Origin of the sequence: Bradyrhizobium sp. LA2.1, assembly GCF_040547725.1 — a bacterium.
Classification (GTDB): Bacteria; Pseudomonadota; Alphaproteobacteria; order Rhizobiales; family Xanthobacteraceae; genus Bradyrhizobium; species Bradyrhizobium barranii.
Genome location: NZ_JBEPQI010000057.1, coordinates 1 through 16,243, shown reverse-complemented (window position 1 = coordinate 16,243; position 16,243 = coordinate 1). Strand labels below are relative to the sequence as shown.

The 16,243-nt window shown below is 61.5% G+C and carries 12 protein-coding genes and 4 pseudogenes; 10 read left to right on the top strand and 6 right to left on the bottom strand.

Annotation, left to right across the window (positions count from 1 at the left end; genetic code table 11):
• Positions 1 to 1,572 precede the first annotated feature (1,572 nt).
• Together ltrA and ABIB95_RS46510 are read left to right on the top strand one after the other, a co-directional pair.
• Positions 1,573 to 2,895, top strand: a complete 1,323-nt coding sequence (ltrA, locus tag ABIB95_RS46515) for a group II intron reverse transcriptase/maturase (RefSeq protein WP_502917968.1) — start codon at positions 1,573 to 1,575, stop codon at positions 2,893 to 2,895.
• Positions 2,896 to 3,002: 107 nt separating this feature from the next.
• A pseudogene (locus ABIB95_RS46510) lies at positions 3,003 to 3,303 on the top strand (IS701 family transposase); the annotation flags it as partial.
• 136 nt (positions 3,304 to 3,439) lie between these two features.
• Here ABIB95_RS46510 and ABIB95_RS46505 read toward each other — a convergent pair.
• Complete coding sequence (locus tag ABIB95_RS46505) at positions 3,440 to 4,054, bottom strand: ATP-binding cassette domain-containing protein (RefSeq protein WP_354249115.1); 615 nt, start codon at positions 4,052 to 4,054, stop codon at positions 3,440 to 3,442.
• A gap of 126 nt (positions 4,055 to 4,180) precedes the next feature.
• A complete protein-coding gene (locus tag ABIB95_RS46500) occupies positions 4,181 to 5,134 on the bottom strand; it encodes a class I SAM-dependent methyltransferase (protein ID WP_354249114.1) in 954 nt (317 codons plus the stop codon).
• A 1,012-nt stretch (positions 5,135 to 6,146) separates the two neighbouring features.
• Here ABIB95_RS46500 and ABIB95_RS46495 point away from each other — a divergent pair.
• On the top strand, positions 6,147 to 6,443 hold the full coding sequence (locus ABIB95_RS46495) for a hypothetical protein (RefSeq protein WP_354249113.1): 297 nt from the start codon (positions 6,147 to 6,149) through the stop codon (positions 6,441 to 6,443).
• A 159-nt stretch (positions 6,444 to 6,602) separates the two neighbouring features.
• On the opposite strand, the gene ABIB95_RS46490 is transcribed toward ABIB95_RS46495, so the two are convergent.
• Both ABIB95_RS46490 and ABIB95_RS46485 read right to left on the bottom strand, forming a co-directional pair.
• On the bottom strand, positions 6,603 to 7,244 hold the full coding sequence (locus tag ABIB95_RS46490; protein WP_354249117.1) for a substrate binding domain-containing protein: 642 nt from the start codon (positions 7,242 to 7,244) through the stop codon (positions 6,603 to 6,605).
• Between the two features lie 123 nt (positions 7,245 to 7,367).
• Positions 7,368 to 7,469, bottom strand: a pseudogene (locus tag ABIB95_RS46485) (helix-turn-helix domain-containing protein); the annotation flags it as partial.
• Positions 7,470 to 7,620: 151 nt separating this feature from the next.
• On the opposite strand from ABIB95_RS46485, the gene ABIB95_RS46480 reads away from it, so the two are divergent.
• The 6 genes and pseudogenes from ABIB95_RS46480 to ABIB95_RS47445 all read left to right on the top strand — a co-directional run bounded on the left by ABIB95_RS46480 (position 7,621) and on the right by ABIB95_RS47445 (position 12,154).
• Positions 7,621 to 8,625, top strand: a complete 1,005-nt coding sequence (locus ABIB95_RS46480; protein WP_354249112.1) for a DUF1254 domain-containing protein — start codon at positions 7,621 to 7,623, stop codon at positions 8,623 to 8,625.
• 441 nt (positions 8,626 to 9,066) lie between these two features.
• A complete protein-coding gene (locus ABIB95_RS46475; protein ID WP_354249111.1) occupies positions 9,067 to 9,288 on the top strand; it encodes a hypothetical protein in 222 nt (73 codons plus the stop codon).
• A 157-nt stretch (positions 9,289 to 9,445) separates the two neighbouring features.
• Entirely contained in the window at positions 9,446 to 9,868 is a 423-nt protein-coding gene (gene tnpA / locus ABIB95_RS46470) for an IS66-like element accessory protein TnpA (protein ID WP_354249110.1), read from the top strand.
• Complete coding sequence (gene tnpB / locus ABIB95_RS46465; RefSeq protein ID WP_354249109.1) at positions 9,865 to 10,248, top strand: IS66 family insertion sequence element accessory protein TnpB; 384 nt, start codon at positions 9,865 to 9,867, stop codon at positions 10,246 to 10,248. Before tnpA ends, tnpB begins: the two co-directional genes overlap by 4 nt.
• Before the next feature lie 38 nt (positions 10,249 to 10,286).
• Positions 10,287 to 11,875, top strand: a pseudogene (gene tnpC / locus ABIB95_RS46460) (IS66 family transposase).
• A 162-nt stretch (positions 11,876 to 12,037) separates the two neighbouring features.
• Positions 12,038 to 12,154, top strand: coding sequence for a VapC50 family PIN domain-containing toxin (locus ABIB95_RS47445; RefSeq protein WP_502917967.1), 117 nt, complete (start codon positions 12,038 to 12,040; stop codon positions 12,152 to 12,154).
• Positions 12,155 to 12,494: 340 nt separating this feature from the next.
• On the opposite strand, the gene ABIB95_RS46455 is transcribed toward ABIB95_RS47445, so the two are convergent.
• Positions 12,495 to 13,846 (bottom strand): IS3 family transposase gene (locus ABIB95_RS46455; protein WP_354249108.1). Its coding sequence is split into 2 segments (ribosomal slippage): positions 12,495 to 13,510 and positions 13,510 to 13,846, totalling 1,353 coding nucleotides; the frame shifts between segments, so codons are not numbered across the junction.
• Positions 13,847 to 13,961: 115 nt separating this feature from the next.
• Positions 13,962 to 15,236: an IS256 family transposase gene (locus ABIB95_RS46450; protein ID WP_354249107.1), complete on the bottom strand. Its 1,275-nt coding sequence runs from the start codon at positions 15,234 to 15,236 to the stop codon at positions 13,962 to 13,964.
• Between the two features lie 105 nt (positions 15,237 to 15,341).
• Between ABIB95_RS46450 and ABIB95_RS46445 the strand changes: the two are divergent.
• Positions 15,342 to 16,060 (top strand): annotated as a pseudogene (locus ABIB95_RS46445) (IS5 family transposase); the annotation flags it as partial.
• Between the last annotated feature and the right edge of the window lie 183 nt (positions 16,061 to 16,243).

The window sequence follows — 16,243 nt, the reverse complement described above, 5'->3', positions numbered from 1 at the left end:
CCGCGCATGTCATCGCATGGTCATTCTGGCGCAGAGCTCACCAGGCTGCCGCTCAGCGCGCGCATCTCAAAGCAAAACGGCAACTGTAATGCTAGAGGAAACCGGATGAAACGCCCGCTTTTGACTACGGCCGCACTGCTTTTTTTGGTGGGCACTGCTTCGGCCCGCACGCAAGAGGGCCCACCGGCGGGGGCCGCGCAGGAGCCCCCTGCCCGGGAGACTCCCTGGGACCCTGATGACCCGGGCTCGGCGTGCCGCCGGGTGCCGGTTCCTTGTTCGGAGGAAGAGAGGATTAAACATCCCGGCCGGCTGATTTGCGGCCACCAGCGGCGCGGCAACTGCCGCACCTGACAAAGAGAGCCCACCGGCGACGGTGCAACTTGTCGCTTAGGTCAGCTCTCCCGACGGCATCGTGAGGTCTGGACGGGTGCATCGCTGCTGGATCGCACCACACACAGCGTCAATCTCACGCCCGCAGGCGAAGTCTTTCGACATACGGCCGAGGATATCTTACGAAGGTTGAGTGCCGGTCGGTTCGAGGCGCAGGAAAGCGCGCGCGGCGCGTCCGACGTGCTGAAATTTGCTTCACCAACGCGCTCTCGCTCACGTTCTTCCGAGAATGGTTGCGCCGCATCGAGACCGAGCTGCCGTTTGTGCCCAACGTGCAGCTCGTGCCAATCACATGGAAGACTGTGAGCGGAGTCTCTTGGCGCGCGCCGTCCATTTTCTGCTCTGCCGCTACCACCCCGCAGCGACAACTGAGCTGAGACCTTCGCATCTTCGCTCGCTGTATGTCGGTGACGACCGGCTAATCCCCGCATCGGTCCCGACTTCACGGCGTTCAGAATCAGGGATGGGCCGGGTCTTGGAGGCGATGCGCGCCGCATAGCCACTGCTAGTTCATATGCATACGACATTCACCTCGCATCTGACGAAGCTGCTGGTCAACATGGTTCAGGCCGATAGAGGCACGGGATGGCTACCGGAAAGGTATCCCTCCACTGAGGGCCGCCTTGCCTGATGAGCGGGATCGCTGCAGGTTTTAGCATTACAGTTGGTGCGCCGGGAGACCGGCAAGGAGTAGGTGGTGGAAGTCCACTACGATGAAGGAGTAGCGATCCACATCGGCCCCGAGCCGTGCGTAGGCATCCGTGAGGGTGTCGGCGAAGCGTCGGCAGGGGAGTGCATAGGCCAGCCATTGAGCCGCGAAAGAATGTTTTCCCGAGAGCCGACGCTGTCAACTGAGCGGAAGGCAACACGAAGGGGTGCGATATCGCGAGCGCCCAGTCGTTTCGGCGTGGTCGCAGACCCTGGCATGTGCAGAAGCTTCTTGTACGGGAACCGGGAGCTCTCTCGGTCGGCCAGATGCTCACTGAGCAGCCTGGTCCGCGGCGGGAAGGCGAGGAGCCGTAGCCGCTGATGCACGATCCAGAGAAGTCTGACTCCGGCATAGTAGCTGCGAAGCCGGCGAACAAAGCCGGGCGACCGGTGACGGAGCCGGCGGAGCCAAGGCCGGGGACCAAGGGGAACGAGGGCCAGCAAAGCACGCACCGGGCGCAGCACCGGGCTCGCGTGACCCAAGCGCTGGACCGCGTACGGAAAGCTGCAAGGCTGAAGAAGAAGGAACGGTTCACCGCACTTCTCCACCATATCACTGTCGATACACTCCAGATGGCGTTCTATGCGCTTCGGCGCAAAGCCGCCCCCGGCGTGGATGGCATGACGTGGCAGGACTACGAGGCCGACCTTGAGCCCCGGCTCAGGGAACTGCACGAACGGGTCCACCGGGGAGCGTACCGGCCGCAACCGTCACGCCGGACGTACATACCGAAGGCGGATGGGAAGCAGCGGCCGCTGGCGATCGCGGCTCTGGAAGACAAAATCGTCCAGGGCGCGACCGTCATGGTGCTTAACGCCATCTACGAAGGCGACTTCGTCGGCTTCTCCTATGGGTTTCGACCCGGCCGGGGGCCACACGATGCGTTGGACGCCCTGACGGTAGCGATCACCACGCGGAAGGTGAACTGGATACTTGACGCCGACGTGCAAAACTTCTTCGGAAGTGTGAGCCAGGACTGGCTAGTCCAGTTTTTGGAGCACCGCATCGGTGACAAGCGCATCATCCGCCTGATCCGTAAATGGCTGAGGGCGGGTATCCTCGAAGACGGGGTCGTAACCGTGGACGACAGGGGCACGGGGCAAGGATCGGTGATTTCGCCGCTGCTCGCCAACGTTTACCTGCACTACTGTTTCGATCTTTGGGCCGAACGCTGGCGACGGCAGGAGGCCCACGGCGATATGATTATCGTGCGCTATGCGGATGATCTGGTGGCCGGCTTCGAGCATGAGGACGACGCTCGTCGCTTCCTTGATGCGATGCGTGAACGGATTGAGGCATTCGCGTTGACGCTCCATTCGGACAAGACCCGCCTGATTGAGTTCGGTCGCTATGCGGCGACCAATCGCAAGACACGCGGGCTCGGCAAACCGGAGACCTTCATGTTTCTGGGCTTCATCCACATCTGCGGTAAGTCACGCCGGGGGAACTTCCTGCTCGAAAGGAAGACCCGTCGCGACCGTCTGCGGACGAAGCTTCAGGACATCAAGGCAGAGCTGCGGCGTCGAATGCACCAACCGATCCCCGTCCAGGGTAAATGGCTGAGACAGGTCATCACCGGCCACTTCGCCTACTATGCGGTTCCTGCAAACGGGCGGGCGCTCTCAGCGTTCCGCTATTATGTGACCGACCTCTGGCGGCGAACGCTGCGGCGCCGCAGCCAACGAGCCGGCTTCACTTGGGATCGTATGACGAAGTTGGCGGATGACTGGCTTCCTCAACCCCGTATCCTCCATCCCTGGCCGCAACAGCGCTTCGCCGTCACACACCCAAGGTAGGAGCCGGATGCCTTAATTGGGCTCGTCCGGATCTGTGCGGGGGGCGCTCAGCAATGAGCGTCCCTACCGCGAACATTGTGTTGAAGGTTCTGAATCCATGGGCGACCATGATTCGGGATCTGATTATTGGTGGCGCGTCGGTTGAAGATACGCTGACGCTGTGGGCTTCGTCGTTGCGAGATGCCAAGCAACGCATCCGTCCGCTGTTTACGCAGGAGCGGGTGGCGGCCGCGGCGGGGCAGTTTCTCGACGGACTGTTGGGCAACGAGCCGCGCAAGACGAGTTGGATGCGGGCGGAAGCGGCCGGCGATCCAGGCCCGTGGCGCCAGCGGGCGATCCTGGGCCGGGGGGCAGTGGGATGCCGACGCGCTGCGCGACATTGTGCGTGAGTATGCGCTGGAAACGCTTGAAATTAGTGAAATGGACCCCGTTTTTGGGACCATCATCAGAGAGTGCGGCGTATCGTCGGCAAGCACGTGGCCGTTTTTCATGACGACGATCCGATCAGCCATCAGCACAGCTTCCTGGATATCATGGGTGACCATCAGGGTCGTAATGCCGAACCGGTCGGCAGCTCGCGGTAGGAGGATCCCAGGCTGTCGCGTGTGACAGTATCGAGCGCACCTAACGGCTCGTCCATCAGAACGATGCGCGGTCGGGCGGCGATTGCACGCGCGACGCCAACCCGTTGTCGCTGACCTCCGGACAGCATGTGCGGAAAGCGGCAGGCGTAGTCCTGCGGCAAGTCGACCATATCCAGCATCTCGGCCACCTGCGTTTCGATCTCGTTCGCCTTCCAGCCAAGCAGCCGGGGTGTCACGGCAATGTTGTCTGCAACCCGCATGTGCGGGAACAAGCCGATCCCTTGAAAGACATAGCCTATGCTCCGCCGCAGCATCGGCGGTTCGGCTTCGCTGACAGGCACGCCGTCGATCCTGACTTCTCCAACGTCAGGATCGACGAGGCGATTGACGGTCTTCAACAGCGTGGTCTTGCCGGATCCCGAGCCACCGACCAGCGCGACCAGTGAACCTTGCTGCACGTCGAGCGATACGTTGGAAACGGCAACATTCCGTCCTCCATCGTAGGATTTGGACACAGCATCGATCTCGATATACGGCACCGAAGCTGATGGATTCGAAATCGGCGAAGCTGTCATGAGCAAGGCCTCCCTGTAGACGACCGACCTGGACAGAAAGGGACCATGCAAGGAGTCCGGGCATGATCCACTCGGGTGCCCGGTTCTCCGGCTCACACCCACGGCTGTCTTCGGAAAACAAGCCCGTCACGGCTCCAACGCGACCTGCAAGCCCTCGTTGCCCTCAATATGAACATAACGGGGCCCGATCGGCCGCCCCCTGCCGCTCGCAACAGTGACAATGTCCTTCAAGGGGGCAACGTGCGCATCCGCCTCAGGGCGGGATAAGATCAGATCGGCGTGAAACAGCCCTTCCGATTCAAGACCTGCCGCATCGACGCCGAGAGCCGCCAAGGCGGCCAAACTGCCTTCGAACTCTTCGGCATCGCGAAAGCGACGCTGGATGAATGTCGCGCCGGTCAGACGCTCCGTCACAAGGCCATGCTTCTCGAACGTGGCAGCCAACGCATCGAACGGGAACATCCTCAGCACGAAGGAGACGATCCATGGGCGCCTCTCTGTTGCATCGAGGATTTTGCTGAACGTCTTTTCGGTGACGTACCCGATGCAACCCGTCGACATGATGACATCAGCGGAGCGGATAACACTCGCGCTGTCCGCCGAGAGCGACTCACGTTCGAGATCGGCGACAATGCCCTGCTCGAGAAGACCAACACCCGTTGCATAGCCGATCGCCGGTGCCGAGATATCGAGACCGATAAATCGCGCCAGGCCGACATCCGGCCAAGACGCATAGAAATTGCGATCCAGACGCACCAGTGTCTCGGAACTGATCGCCCTCATCTCGCGCCGCGCGTAGCGGTGACGCAAGCCCCCGAATGTCAGTGGAAACCGATGCACCGCTGCGTTGATGCCGTATGAACAGCCAACATCGAGCACGGTCGGCTTAAGGCCGGTTGCCGCAGCCTTCGCTGCCAGAATTTGGCGCACAACCGGCTCGGCCACGTCGGGGATCATGTAATCCAGATCTCCCAGCACAGAGAAATATGCCCTGGGATCTTCCATGGCATAAATGTCATCGAACACGGCCTTAGACTCGTTGATACGCGAAAAATCTGCTCGCAACCGGATGTCTCCCATTTCATTTTGCAGGCCACTCGACGGCTGCTGCCTTCAAGCGCTCGATGCCTTATCGCAGAGATCGGCCGCCGCACAAACCCCATCGCGCGCTTTTTCAGTCTCGCTTCGTGAAGCAGAGGGCGCACCTCTTAGTGCAGAGCACGTATGAGAAGATGAAGTGGCTCCAAAAGCGGCCACGAGATTTTTCGGCATTTAAGTTGTGACGTTGAGGCTTCTTGAGTGCCGAATGGCAGCGATTGCAATGGCCACACGTTGATGGCAAGATTATGAGTGGAGCGAGCATAGAGCTATGCGCTGCACCGCTCGATGCTGTCGATCGTCATCGACTCGATCGTTGGACACGACAATGCTGAGATAACCACCGCCGAGCACTCTTGGTCAGGATTGATCGTTTGAGCATGAGCACGGTTGCGGCGGAGCGATCTCCCAGGTGGGCCTTGCCAACTTCACGGCGGCTGTTCGGCATCTGGGGTTGCTCCGTCCGGCCAACCTTTCCATGGACTTCTTAACGTCGTATTGCCCGCCGCGGCGCGCACTTCGATCAAATAAGCGCTTCGCTACGGTATCCCAAATCCCAGGTACCGGGGTGACGGCCTGCTAACCACCGCGCTTCAATCTTTCAGGACTGGCCGCGGTCGGGAGGCGATCGGGCAACCCTTGCGCGGTTCGCACGTTGGCGACAAGGACTCAAAGCGGCATATCGGCATCTCGACCGTGTGTGTTTAGGAATGGAAGATCAGCGAAGTACACAACGGCGACCGACGCGTGATCCCGCCTTCGCGTCGCCTCTCATTGAAGTATCGTGGGAAGCTGCGCCGACTCTCTAGCGATCGTTTAAGTCACCGACCCGCAGTTCCCATGAACGACCAGAGCACGGAACGCTGGCTTCCGAGGCTCGCTCCGCATGATCAGCAAGTGGGCGACTCGCAGACGACGGGCCGCTGATGCCCAACACCTTCAGCGGATCCCGTCGGCTAGAACAATTGCGCGCCTCATGACAATCGGACGGGACTTGCTTGCGAAAGCGGAAACCATCCAGGTCGCGGCGATCGAGGCTGGCGTACCGAACCTGGCTGAGGCCCGCGAGATGATCACCCAACTCCACGTGATGATCGGGCGAAAGGCCGAAGCGGGACTCACGCGATGGATCGAGCGAGCTCGTGCCAGTCTTATCGCATCGTTCGCCCACGGCGGAACGAACGATGAAGCGGCGGTTCGGGCGGCGATCACCTCACCCTGGTCCAACGGGCAGACCGAGGGGCGGATCACCCGCCTCAAGCTCTTCAGACGGAAGCTACAGGAGCAGTGACGGGCGACGTGCGGTCGCGCGTTTCCCCATCGACACCACGTTTCCATTACTCCGCGGCACCAGGGACACGACTGCCGCCCTCGCGAGGCCTTCCAAGGCGGTCGCAACGAATTTCGCGCAGCCCCGCTCGATCATTTTGACTGAGGTTGCGCCTTTCCCTCAAACCGTGCATGCCTGCACGATCTTCCGCAGAAAGCTCTGGCAAAAATCCAGATAGGTTCTGACGATGGTCGATTGGTGACGATGCGGCGGATAGAGCAGGTTGAGCGACCATTCCGGCAACGGGTACTGCGGCAACAGCCGCACCAGGCGTTTCTCCCGGATCGGCGCCGCCGCAAGGAAGGGCGGCAGCTCGGTGACCACATCGCCACGCAGCGCGCGCCTGCACAAATGCTCGTAGTCGTTGGTGGCCAGCACAGCCCTGGGCTCGACTACATGCCCGCCCAATTTCCAACGCGCCCGCTCATCGATGCGCGAGGCCCATGTCGCGCAAGGCAGATCATGCAGCGCGTCCGGATGTCTTGGCGCGCCGAGGCGTTTCACCAGTTGCGGGCTGGCCACGAGGATATTTCGGGACGAAAGCAGGTGTCGCGCCACCATCGCCTCGTGAACGATCGCACCGACACGAAGCGCGACATCGATGCCGTCCTCGACCAGGTCGACGCGACGCTCGGTCGTGTAGAGGTAAATCTCGATATCGGGATAGCGCCGCTGGAACGCAGCCAAGAGATCCCACCACGGCTCGAACGTCTGTGGCAATGACAGCCGCAGGCGTCCCTTGAGATGGGCCTGGTCGTTCACGATTACCTGCTCGGCCTCGAGCAACGTCTCGATTCCGCGGCCGGCATGTTCGTAAAGCCTAGCGCCGGCATTGGTGAGCCTGGCGCCGCGGACCGAGCGCTCAAGCAACTGGACCTTGAGCTGCCGTTCGAGATCGCGGACGCGGCGGCTCAATGTCGGCAGCGGCATTCCGAGGCGCGAGGCTGCTGCGGACAGGCTGCCCGCCTGCACGACCGCAACAAACATCCTGACGGCGTTGAGATCCATCCGATTTTCCTACCATATTCGGCAGGATATCTGCCAACGTTGGCCATTTATTTTCGTATTTGAATGGACTACAGCTCGCGAGGAGAGGACCTCATCCGGAGCTCCCATGAAAACGAGAATCTTTGCAGCCATGTCATTTGCATTGGCGGGAACCATCGCGTCCGCACAAACACCGCTATCGCCCCCGCAGCGCGTCACCGTCGACAACTACAACCGGGCCCAGACCGATACCTATTTCGCCGGCGTGGTCAAAGGCGGCGGCTTCGGAAAATTCCGTCATGGCCGCGAGCTTGCGCCGCCTGTGCCGCAGGGCATCGTCCGTCCCAACCGCGACACGCTGTACTCGCTTGCGATCTTCGATCTCGAAGCCGGACCGGTGACGATCACGCTTCCGGACGGCGCCAAGCGCTTCATGGCGATGCAGGTCATCAATGAGGACCAGTACACCACTGGTGTCTATTACGGCGCGGGCAGCCACTCCCTGACCCGCGAGGCGGTCGGAACGCGCTACGCCGTTGCGGTCGTCCGCTTCCAGGTCGATTTTGCGAACGCCGAGGAGACCGACAAAGTCCACGCCCTGCAGGACGCAGTCAGAGCCAGCCAGGACCGGCCCGGCACATTCGAGACTCCGAACTGGGATGCGGCAAGCCTGAATAAGGTCAAGGCGGCGCTGTTGCAGCTTGGCACCACCGTCTCCGATACGCGGCGGATGTTCGGCGCCAACGCGCAACAGGTCGATCAGGTGAAGCATCTGATCGGCAGCGCGATGCTGTGGGGCGGCAATCCGGAACAGGACGCGCTGTATCTTCCGATCACGCCGGCGCGCAACGACGGCGGCACCATCTACCGGCTGACGGTCAAGGACATCCCGGTCGATGGTTTCTGGTCGCTCACCGTCTACAACAGTGAAGGTTACTTGCAACCGAACCCGGCCGATACCTATGCGGTGAACAGTATCACCGCGAAGCAAGCGTCGGATGGCGCTGTCACTATCCAGTTCGGCGGTTGCGACGGCAAGGTCGCCAACTGCCTGCCGATCACGCCGGGATGGAATTACACGGTCCGGCTGTTCCAGCCGCGCGCCGAGATCCTCGACGGCAGCTGGAAATTTCCGGAAGCGAAGCCTGCGGACTGAGCCGTGTCCGATAGCGGTCCGGACGCACAGTCTTTAAGACAAGACGCGGCGAAGGTTGAACCTCCGCTGCGTCTTGAAGGAAGAGGACGACATGCTCTTTCGGATGGTGGAGTTCTATAACTTCACAGATGGCCGTTCGCCTCGGAGAACATTCGCGCTTCGCGGACACCTGATCAAAATCCGTAGAGGCCAGTTGGCGGTGCCGCGGCGGCAGCGCCTATAGCGATCCCAGGCTTTTGGGCCCCAACCGGATGACGCGAACTCATATGATGGCCAATATCGAGTGCGGAAATCTATCGATCAACCACTTCGTCGCTTCGGTCGCCGAGACGCCGTTCGGAGGCGAAGGACAGCGGGTATGGCCGCGAGGGTGGCGCCGAGGATCTGCTGGACGCGGAGCATCTGTAAGCTTGTTCGCAAACCGTTTCACCGCATTCGTCGATGCGTGCTCGCCTTGCGAGCGCGCTCAAAAGGAGCCTGCTGCTCTCCCTGGCGGAGGCGGAATTTTTTCGTCTCCGCTGGTCGAGCCGCGTCCTGGATGAGACCGAAGCAGCTATCGAGGAAATCTTGAGCGGCAAAGGCTTTGACGATGCAACGGCGCGCGCGGAGCGGGCGCGCGCCAGCATGGAAGCTGCCTTAAGACGCCATGGTTACAGATTTTGACAACTTCTTGCCGGTCGCGGCGGGTCTGCCCGATCCCGGCGATCACCACGTTGTTGCCGCGGCCGCCAAGACGCAAGCGTAAGCGCGAAGCCGATACCTTGGCTTCAGAGTTAGAATGAATGTGCGAAGAAGCCTCCGGCTTGGAACGGAGGTTTGGATGGGATTGGACAGCAAAAAGGACGTCCATTTGGACGGCTCACCGTTAGGGCCGGTGAGCCGGCTGGAGGTCCTCGAAGGACCGTCGGGGCGCCGTGTGCGTTCGGAGGCTGAGAGAGCCCGGATCGTCGCCGAGAGTCTGCTACCCGGTGCCCAGGTGTCCGAGGTGGCGCGCAAGCACGGAGCGACGCGCTGGCAGATTTACGATTGGCGACGACGCTTTCGACAGCGAGGCATGTTGGCGCCGTGCGAGGTATCGCAGTCGACATTCGCACCGCTGGTCGTGGAAAGCGCGTTGGAGGAGCGTCACGTTCCGGCGATCAAGCTTGAGATCGCGATCGGTGATGTCGTGCTGCGGACGGACACAGCCATAGATGGCGAGCAGCTGTCCCGGGTGATCCGCGCAGTGCGAGCGTCACGATGATCGCGGCCGGTGCCGATCTGAAGATTTACATCGCGACGCGGCCGATCGACTTCCGCTGTGGCCACGATGGGCTTGCGGCGAAGGTGCAGGAGATGCTTCGTCTCGACCCGTTCAGCGGCGCAGCCTTCGTGTTCCGATCGAAAAGAGCGGACCGGATCAAGATTTTGGTCTGGGATCGAACGGGCCTGGTGTTAGTGCACAAGCGTCTCGAAGGTTGCAGGTTCGTTTGGCCAACGATTGCAGACGGCGTGATGCGCATATCGCCGGCGATGTTCGCAGCCCTGTTCGAGGGGTGGATTGGAGGTTGGTCCGCCCGGAAGAAGCGCGGCGTCCCCAGGCGGCTGGATAGCTGCGGCAGAATGACTCGGAAGCTATTTTGAACGTGGCACGCGCGGCGGCGATGTGCTCGAAATAGCGCATGAGCATCGCGGCGCTGCGCGACGAAAATGAACACCTGAAAGCGCTTTTGGCGCAAACGCAGACGGCGTTGAGCGAGCATCAGGGGGCGCTGGCGGCGTCGGAGGAAGCGCGGCGTCGGTTGGAGGTCATCCTCGGCGAATTGCGACGCGAGAAGTTCGGCGCGAAGTCCGAGAAGCTGCGGCCAGATCAGTATCACTTACCGCTGGAAGACGTGGAGATCGCGCAAGGCATCCTGGATGCGGCGCAGGAGAGAGCCGAGGCTGTGATAAAGGGCCGATCGCAGAGCGTGCCGGATCAAGGTTCTCATCGCAATCGCGGCTGCCTGCCTGCCCATTTGCCGCGGGTGGAACGGATCATCGAGCCTGCGAGCACGCTCTGTCCGTGCGGTTGCGGCGCCATGACGAAGATCGGCGAGGACGTCAGCAAACGCCTCGACGTGATCCCGGCGCAATGGCGGGTGTTGGTCACGCGCCGCCCGAAATACATCTGTCGCCGCTGCTCGGGCCCTGTCGTTCAGGCGCACGCACCGGAGCACGTGGTACCCAGCGGGCTACCGACCGAAGCGGTCATTGCGCACGTGATCGTCTCCAAGTTTGGCGACCATACGCCGTTTTACCGTCAGGCCGAGATCTATGCGCGCCAGGGGATCCGGCTTGATCGGGCGACACTTGGCAACTGGTCCGGCCGCGCCTGCTTCCATCTTCAGCCCATCGCGGACCACATGCGCCGCCGCCTGGCCATGGCGGATCGTCTGTTCATGGACGAAACCACGGCGCCGGTGCTCGATCCCGGGCGAGGCCAAACGAAGAAGGGCTACTTCTGGGCGATCGTCTCCGACGACCGCGGCCACAGCGGCCCAAGTCCGCCGATCGTGCTGTTCCGATATGCCCCCGGTCGCAGCGGTGCCTTCGCGGAGCAGTTCCTGGATGGCTTTTGCGGACGCTTCCTGCAATGCGATGCCTATGACGGTTATGACCGGCTGACCGAAGTCGCTCGACCGCAAGGGCCATGGACGCTTGTGCATTGCTGGAGCCATTTGCGCCGGCGCTTCGTCAAATTGGCCGTAACAGCAAATCGCCGATCGCCGAGGCCGCCGTTCGGCACATCGCACAGCTTTACGCCATCGAAGCCATGGCACGCGGCTCATCGCCGGACATCCGGCTGGCCGCGCGCAGGGAGCACTCGCTGCCCATGGTCGTCGCGTTGAAGCGATGGTTCGAGAAGCAGCTGTCGATGATCTCCGGCGGTTCGACGCTCGCCGAGGACATCCGCTACGCGCTCAATCACTGGCAAGGGCTGACCCGCTTCCTCGAAGACGGGCGCCTCGAGCTCGACACGAACCCTGTCGAGAACGCCATCCGGCCAGTCTGCCTGACCAGAAAAAATGCTCTCTTCGCCGGGCATGAGGTCGGGGCTGAAAATTGGGCCTTGCTCGTGTCGATCGTTGCCACCTGCAAGCTCAACGACGTCAACCCGGCCGCCTACATCGCCGAAACACTCGAAGCCATTATCGACGGCCATCCCCATAGCAGAATCGAAGACCTCATGCCGTGGCGATTCCGCAAAGCGTCAAGCCTGCGTCCATAGGGTGGCGGCTAAGCGCTTACACGCAAGCCGCAATGATCGTAACTGAAAACCTTAAGGACTTTCCGGCGGCAGTTCTTTCCGACCTGAACATGGAGGCGAAATCCGCGCCTTCATTGCGGATACTATCGCGACGAGCCGCGCGCCGTTGCAGCCATTCGGCGTATGCGCGAACGTTTCAAGAAACCGGAAATGACGCCAGCGGAGCTATTGCTCGTGTTGGAGGCTGTGGGACTGATCGAGACGGTTGACGTGCTAAGGTCACACGTGGAATCCCTCTAGCCGATGACGCGCTAGCACGATTCTGATCAAAGCGCTGATTCGGATATTCCATAACGAAGATTTACGCGAATCACTATTTGTAGAGTAAGCGTAGCTCTGCGGCCCTTTTGAAGGGCGCTTGACGCCTATTTTGTTCGCGTCGCGCGTCGCCGCGGTTTCCATGTGTCGGACAACGCGTTGACGGCGGCTTCGAGCGCCTTCCGGTCGTCGACGTTGGGATCGAACCGCTCCGGACCCCAGAGGCGCATATGTTCGTGGTCCGGATGTGTCCGTCGTCAGATGATTTGAGACTGCTTAGGCGGCTCGGGAAGGGAGGCTCTGGCTCATCAGGGGTTAGACTTTAAGCGGCCTGCAGTCGATGCTGCAAGCGACGATTTGCGATGGTGTCGCACTTGATGCGCTGACGTTCGGCCAGGATTGTCTGTGCTCGGCCAAAGTAGACATCGGCGGGCGTGAGATTGTCGATGCTCTCATGGTAGCGAACGTGGTTGTAGTGCTCGACGAAGGCACTGATCTGTCGTTCGAGATCGCCGGGCAGGTAATAGTTGTCGAGCAGGATGCGGTTCTTCAGCGTCTGATGCCATCGCTCGATCTTGCCCTGGGTCTGGGGATGATACGGCGCGCCGCGCACATGCTGCATATTCTTGTCTTGGAGCCAGGTGGCCAGATCGCTCGCCACATATGACGAACCGTTATCCGACAGCAGCCTCGGCCGGTCTACGACGGCAGCGCGATCAAGGCCGGAAGCCGCGAGCGCCTGGTCGAGGGTTTCCATGACGTCCGAGGCGCACATCGTGGGTCCCAGCTTCCAGGCCACGATGTACCGCGAGAAGTCGTCGAGCACAGTCGACAGATAGTACCAACCCCAACCGGTGATCTTGAGGTAGGTGAAGTCGGTCTGCCAGAGCTGGTTGACGGCCGTGGTCTTGTCCTTGAACTCGTCCGCTGCCTTGGTCACCACATAGGCCGGGCTGGTGATGAGGTCGTGCGTCTTCAACAGCCGATAGACCGAAGCTTCCGAGACGAAGTACTTCCGCTCGTCGGTGAACCGGACGGCTAGTTCGCGCGGCGACAGCTCCGGCGGCTCCAGCGCCAGGTCGATGATCTGGCTCCTGACATCATCGGGAATCCGGTTCCAGACCCGATCCGGCCGCGATCGATGATCGGCCAGCGCCTCAACGCCGCCCTCCCGATAACGATCGTACCAACGATAAAACGTGGCTCGCGGGATGCCGAGTTTATCCAGCGTGCGCTTGGCCGGTAGGTGCGATTGCTCGACCAGTTCGATGATCTCGGCCTTCTCGGATGCGGGGTACCTCATACCTCGTTCTCCCCATCCCCGTTGATGCTTTTTTTGAGCAGGCGGTTCTCAAGGGTAAGATCGGCGACCACCTCCTTCAAGGCAGCGGCCTCCTGGCGGAGATCCTTAACTTCACCGGAGGTCGCAGCACGAGCCGTGTCGCCTGCTAGGCGGCGTTTGCCGGCTTCCAGGAACTCCTTGGACCAGCCGTAGTCCATCGAGGCGGCGATGCCCTCGCGGCGGCACAGCTCGGAGATATTATCCTCACCGCGCAGCCCTTCCAGCACAATGCGGATTTTCTCTTCCGCCGAGTAATGCCGGCGTGTTTGGCGCCGAATGTCCTTCAACACTTGCTCAGCCGGCGGTTTACGCGGCCCGGATTTCTGTTTCATCTTCGCTCCTTGCGGCTACGATGAACCAGAAATCCTCTCTTCGGGAAGTCCCTAACTTTGGGGGATGTCCCGATCGCTGTTGAACTAGGTCGGGCCGACGTTGCCGGAATGAATGTTACGCGGCCCTCGTGACGTGGGCAACGGAGTTGATCGTCATGCGATTGTGGTGAGCTTGAAGAGCCGCACGCAGAACCGACAATTGCTTATGCGCCTTCAATCGTCGGAAGCCCTTGTTGGCCTCGATCATGCCGGCCGCGACCCATCGCAAGGCCATACCAGCATCCCGCCAGCGTTTGACGTTGCGCGTGACGCGGCGAATGGTGCCCATCATGTTCTCGGCGATGTTGGTACAGGCGAGCGATCGACGAAGCTCCTTCGGCAGCTTCAACCGGACGACGGTCAGGATTTCGTCGAGGCCTTCGAGGATGCTGGCCGCTACGCCGGGCCATTGCTGGTCGAGTCGACGCGCGAGATTGCGGATCAATTTTTCGGCCTTGTCGGCGTCATCGAGCTCCCAGGCCTGGCGCAGCACCCGACGGGTGGCCCCATGGTGCTCTTTCGGCAGGCGTTCCATGATGTTGCGCGCCTTGTGGATCTGGCAGCGCTGGATCGCAGCGGCCGGACCGAAGGTGCGGCGGATCGCCTTCGACAACGCCTTCGCGCCGTCGGCGATGAACCAGTCTTGACACCGTCGGGTCGAGCCCGCGCGAGACCAGGTTGTCCAGCAGGGCCTGAACCGTTGCGGCATTCTCGGTCGCCCCTTCACCAGCGCCAGCGGATGCTTGTTGCCTTCGCCGTCAACCCCGATCGCGGCGACCAGCACGAGATCGTCGCCGAGATGCAGCCCGTCGATTTGGACCACCAGAAGGTCGAGCGCGGACAGATCGGCAGCCATGAAGTCGGCCAGCCGCGCCGCCGACAGTGCTACGAACCTCCGCGAGGCCGCCGACTTCGAAACCCCCGATCCGGGCGGTGCCGGCACGTCACCCTCGGGCAGCCGGACAGCGCGGCCGAACCGGCGCGTCGACACATTGATCAGCATCAGGTTCATCGCCCAGCGACCGAGCCAGTCCTCCTGCGCCGCCGTTTCCCAACTCGGGATCGTGACCTCGCGGCCGTCCATGCCCCGGACCCGCGGGCGCTCGACCTCGATCTTGCCGCCGTGGAACCCGATCCGTCCCCGCGTTCGGCCCCAACGGTGCGCCCGCCGCGCCGCATCGCGACCGTGGCGCGGCCCGCAGGCCGCCGTGACATCCGCCTCCATCATCGTGCCGAGCGCCTCGATCCCTGCCGCAAGGCAGAACCGATCGAAGCTCGCCCGCACTTCTGCATACGCTTCGTCCACAGCCCCAGTCGCCGGCGAACCAGCCGGTGTGATATCTCTCGTCATGGCGTTGCTCTCCTTTGTGGAATCAGCACCCCGAGCCTACCGGCTCAAGGTGGGCAACGCCGACCTCTTCAGAAATTCAACAGAGCCCGGGACATCCCCAGCTAGGTCAAGCCGCTGCTGTCGGACGAGCACTTCTCGGTGGATGGAACGCTGATCGAAGCCTGGGCTTCACAGAAGAGCTTTCGCCCCAAGGACGGCAGCGGTGACGATGATGACGGCGCCAACTTCCACGGCCAGAAGCGCAAGAACGACACCCAGGCGAGCACCAGCGACCCGGACAGCAGGCTTTATCGCAAGGCGGCCGGACGTGAGGCCAAGCTTTGCTATATGGGTCACGCCACCATGGAGAACCGGCATGGGCTGGCGGTGGCTGGCAGGGTCACGCATGCCAATGGCACCGCCGAACGCCGGGCTTCGGAGACCATGCTGAAGGCGAGACGCAAAGCCGCGGGCCGCCGCATCACGGCCGGTGAGGACAAGGCGTATGATACCACCGATCATGTCGCCAATCTGCGAGCCATCGGCGTGACGCCGCATGTGACGCAGAACCAGGCCGTCGCCAAAACCGGCAAGACCCGCAACAGCGCCATCGACGAACGAACCACTCGGCATCAAGGCTATGGCATGTCGCAATCACGCCGGGCGATGGTCGAGTGCATCTTCGGATGGGGCAAGCAGCAGGCACCATGCGCAAGACGAAACATCGTGGCATCGCTCGCGTCGCCACCGACTTCCTGCTCAATCTGATCGCCTATAACCTGATCCGCATCCCAAAACTGCTTACCACTGCCACCCCACGCGTCAGGGTATGCCAGACCAGCTAGAAAATTACATCCAACTCTACTGCTCCGCCTCCAACAACGACCGCAAGAATAAGAAAACTCTCCATTTCAAGTTTCTTCAGCAGACTGTTAGTCTTACTGCGTCATAAATTTTTGCGCGATCGCGGACGCAGGATCGCTCTTGCGCAACATGGACATCGCGACAGACTTCTGACGAGGGCGAGA

What these genes read in the sequence shown, in the direction of transcription:
- tnpA (WP_354249110.1), top strand. Translation starts at nt 9,446, where the DNA reads ATGGGATTGGACAGCAAAAAGGACGTCCATTTGGACGGCTCACCGTTA.
- ABIB95_RS46450 (WP_354249107.1), bottom strand. Translation starts at nt 15,236, where the DNA reads ATGACGAGAGATATCACACCGGCTGGTTCGCCGGCGACTGGGGCTGTG.
- ABIB95_RS46480 (WP_354249112.1), top strand. Translation starts at nt 7,621, where the DNA reads ATGTCATTTGCATTGGCGGGAACCATCGCGTCCGCACAAACACCGCTA.
- ABIB95_RS46505 (WP_354249115.1), bottom strand. Translation starts at nt 4,054, where the DNA reads ATGACAGCTTCGCCGATTTCGAATCCATCAGCTTCGGTGCCGTATATC.
- ABIB95_RS46475 (WP_354249111.1), top strand. Translation starts at nt 9,067, where the DNA reads ATGCGTGCTCGCCTTGCGAGCGCGCTCAAAAGGAGCCTGCTGCTCTCC.
- ABIB95_RS46500 (WP_354249114.1), bottom strand. Translation starts at nt 5,134, where the DNA reads ATGGGAGACATCCGGTTGCGAGCAGATTTTTCGCGTATCAACGAGTCT.
- tnpB (WP_354249109.1), top strand. Translation starts at nt 9,865, where the DNA reads ATGATCGCGGCCGGTGCCGATCTGAAGATTTACATCGCGACGCGGCCG.
- ABIB95_RS47445 (WP_502917967.1), top strand. Translation starts at nt 12,038, where the DNA reads ATGCGCGAACGTTTCAAGAAACCGGAAATGACGCCAGCGGAGCTATTG.